General features: G+C 45.3%; 2 protein-coding genes and 1 pseudogene. All 3 read left to right on the plus strand.

Going from position 1 to position 3,735, the window contains the following annotated elements; genetic code table 11:
- Positions 1 to 231 (plus strand): DUF4357 domain-containing protein (locus Q0X35_RS06145; RefSeq protein WP_297566577.1); only part of this gene is annotated, 231 nt, incomplete at its 5' end.
- A gap of 209 nt (positions 232 to 440) precedes the next feature.
- Positions 441 to 2,864 carry a Cna B-type domain-containing protein gene (locus Q0X35_RS06150; protein WP_297566579.1) on the plus strand — a complete coding sequence of 808 codons (2,424 nt, stop codon included), beginning with the start codon at positions 441 to 443 and terminating at the stop codon, positions 2,862 to 2,864.
- A 217-nt stretch (positions 2,865 to 3,081) separates the two neighbouring features.
- Positions 3,082 to 3,735 (plus strand): annotated as a pseudogene (locus Q0X35_RS06155) (hypothetical protein); the annotation flags it as partial.

Here is a 3,735-nt window from a genome sequence, read left to right on the forward strand (position 1 = left end):
CAAGCAACGGTTAACTCGTATGCGGTTATCGCTAGTCGTCACCAAAAGCTAGTTAGTGATGGGTCAATCCGTGTAGATAATAATCGCGGCGCGGTCACTCGGGATATTGCTTTTAGTTCTCCCTCTGCCGCAGCTGCCATAGTTTTAGGCACCTCCGCCAACGGGAGAGCGCGCTGGATAAATGATGAGGGGCAAAGTTATGGAGCTTGGGAAGAAAGCAATAACTCCTAGAATATAGCCAGTAGCAGCTTAGATATTATTAATGAGGTATCAGTTGCTATTTTCTTGCCCAGCGCTGCCGATAACAGCTGCCGATAACAGCTGCCGATAACAGTGGATAATTTAAGGGAAATAATCTCTGCTTTGTGGGCAAAGTAATTTTTTTACTGTTCCTCAGGATGAGCTAATGCGGTACGATTATCATGTTTTAAGGGGAAAAAATGTATAAAAAATTCTTGCGCATATGTGGCACCATTTTACTTAGTATTTTTTTGTTGAATGCCGGAGCACTCAGTGCTTCAGCGGCAGAACCACTCACGTGGAACAGCATTATTAATCAAGCAGCTTCTGGTGGCCAAATAGTTCTCAGCAATGACATCACGCTCAGTGATGCAGATTCGGAATTGGTGGTAAAAGCGGGGCAAAATGTGACTCTCACCGGTTCTGGAAAAGTCACCGGCACTGGTAAGAGTGCTGTTCGCGTAGAAAAAGGTGGCAAATTAACTCTCGCTGGCCCTTCTTTTACACAGCTGCAATTTATCGTTAACGGCGAGATGGATTTTACGGCCGGATCTATCCACGATACTTCTATGCACGGCCCAGTAATTTTTGTAGATGGAGGGACTCTCGCAATTGCGAATGCGGCAGATTTTTCGCGTAACGACGTCACCAGCACGGAGGGTACGCTGCAGCCGCAAAATATTCGGGAAAATGAATATGCCCCTATTACTTGCTATGCAGGTAGCGTCCGGATAACCGGTGGCACATTTCAAGATAATCACGGTTTCCAACGGGGTGGCGTCTTAGGCATCTGGGGTAGTGCGGATAATCCGGGGAAATTAGAGATTTCCGGTGGTACTTTCGCTAAGAATATTGCTTCCCATCCAAGATTTTACGCCTTTGGAGGAGCTATCTACGCCAAAGATAGCGATGTCACTTTGAAAAACGGCGTTATTAAAGATAATTCGGCCGAAATAGGTGGTGGTGCCTATATAGAAAACGGGCACTTCACTATGAATGGCGGTACCTTCAGCGGAAATAATAATGGCAATTATAATGGCAAAGGCGGCGGTCTTTATCTTTCCACGGTAAATGCCACAATTTCTGGAGGGGAAATCTCCGGAAATAAGGCCAATGGTTTCGGAGGCGGAATGTATGTGTGGAGCGGTACCACAGATATCCAAGGAGGTACTTTTAGCTCCAATACTTCGCTAAAGAGCGGTGGCGGAATTGCTTTTATGGACGCTTCGGAAGCGAAAATATCTGCCGCCATTATCGAGAATAATCGCGCCACCGGATTTTGGGGAGGCGGCGGTATCTACAACGATAATAAAGCCACTCTCACCATGCTAAATACTGCTATTATTGGTAATTCCATAGCAGAAAAGACCTATTTAATTGGAGCTGGCGATCATCCTGTCAGTAAACAAGGTGGAGGTTTATGGAATTGCCCGTATGGGTCTACAATTTTCCATATCACGAATGGGGTGGCAATCTTTGATAATAAAGCGCCAAATGCATGTGAGAATAAGAGCTGCATTGGAGCTGGAGATGATTTTGCCAGTATTACTACCCACTTTGCTACGACTCCAAAAGAAGGTCAGCCTGTTAGCTTGAGCGAGCGCATGCTCGGAGGGGGGAAGCGTGCTTGGTTCCAAGATGGTTCCATATACGGAATTCATGGTAATTGGCATACCGGCCAACAACTTCCGCGCTATATAGAGGGTGGCAAAAATACGCAAATCCCATTTAACAAGCCTATAAATGAGAACAAAGCCTTTAAATCGGTGCCTTCTGCAGCCGCAAAGGGTTTAGCAAATAAATTAGCTACTGTTGTGGTTCGAGGTAACGTAACTGGTAATGACCAGAACTTCAGTGCTGGGCTCGGCATTAGCGGGGGTGGCATCACCAATAATGGAAAACTTATTTTCGGCACTTCTGATACCTGGAAGTTACGCATAAATAAAGCTTGGCAAAGTGACGATCCGGCTGCCCGCCCAGAGAAGCTAGAAGTAGACGTGCTTATTGGTGGTTTCAAGGTAGATCATGTGACGCTTTCTTCAGAAAATAACTGGAGCAGCGAAGTGCTCAATTTCCCCAATCTGGACACTCTGAAAGATCCGCAGACGGGTAAACTGCTCCCCATCACTTTCCAGGAGAGTGGCGCAGATGGCTATACGCTGAGCGTGACTCCGAGCACCGATGAGAAAGATAAGGTATACACATTCAACCTTGTCAATAGAATTCTCACGGAAGTTCCGGTGGAAAAAGTCTGGGATGATGCAAATAATGCCGATAATATCCGCCCCAGTAGCGTCACGGTGGAACTTCTTGCCGATGGTGCGCCTACTGGGAAGGAGCTTACGCTCAGTGCCGCAAATGCGTGGAAAGCTAAGTTTACGGAATTGGCAAAATACAAAGATGGCAAAGTCATTTCTTACAGCGTGCGAGAAAAAGCGGTAGCTGGGTATAAAGCGCAGATTTCTGGCGACGCTGCTAAGGGGTTCGTGGTGAAAAATATCCACGAGCCGAATACGCCGCCGCCTTTGCCGAAGACCGGATCTTCGATAGCAGGGGTATTGCTTTGTAGCTTATTGCTACTGGGCAGTGCGGTGCCATTATGCCGAAAGGCGCGGCGCGCCTAGATAAGGACGCAGCGGCTAGTAAGTGTATTGAATAATTTTCTGCGAATATAAATTACCGTAGAAACAATATATATAATGTGGATGATTCAGTTTATCTTCAGCGGAACTGGATAAATTACTGCGGGTAAATGAGTATAGTGCCTGAGGCGTGCCGAGGATATTTTCAAAAATATTCTCGCCAGGCGCTGAATACTTCATTAAACGGGAGACTGGAGTGATGAAGAAATACGAAAATATTTTTACCAATCCGCAAGTCACAGAAAAAATTTCGCAGATAGAAAACTCTCCGCAGATGCAGGAAAAATTAACTGCAATAAAAGCGGATATGAAGAGTAAAACTTCTAATCCATTTTTAGTGGGGCTGTTCTTTGTATTTTCGATAATCGTTTTGCTGGAGTATACGCATCCTTTTCTTTCGAATATCTACGAAAATCTCAGCAGTTTGCAAAGTTCCCCGTACTACCTCTATTTAATCCTCATTCCGGTATTTTTTATTGGGCGACCTATTTACGAGAAGTTCAGCGCAAATAAAGCTGACGTCAAAAATTCGTATATAAATAATTTTCTCACGCCCGTCTTAGACGAAATTTTTCCCGGCACCACCTTGAACTATTCAGAGGGGCTCAGCCTGGAGGTCTGCGATAGTTTACTGCCTAATTCGAATCATTATCAGGGTAATTGCCATATAGTCTTTGCTGATGAACTCCGGACGGAGTTTTCTAATATGTATGCCTTCCACTACATCAGAAACAGTAAGGGAGAGAGAGAAGAGTCGATAGATTTTATTGGGCAGGTCTTTTTGGTCCGGCTAAAGACTGGAGTAAATGGCCACCTCCGGGTGGTTCCAGTAAAAGAAAAAGTCTGGATGGGT

The sequence above is a fragment of the uncultured Arcanobacterium sp. genome (genome assembly GCF_947253055.1).
Lineage (GTDB): Bacteria > Actinomycetota > Actinomycetes > Actinomycetales > Actinomycetaceae > Arcanobacterium_A.

Coding starts and splice junctions, on each gene's coding strand:
- Q0X35_RS06150 (WP_297566579.1), top strand. CDS start 441: ATGTATAAAAAATTCTTGCGCATATGTGGCACCATTTTACTTAGTATT.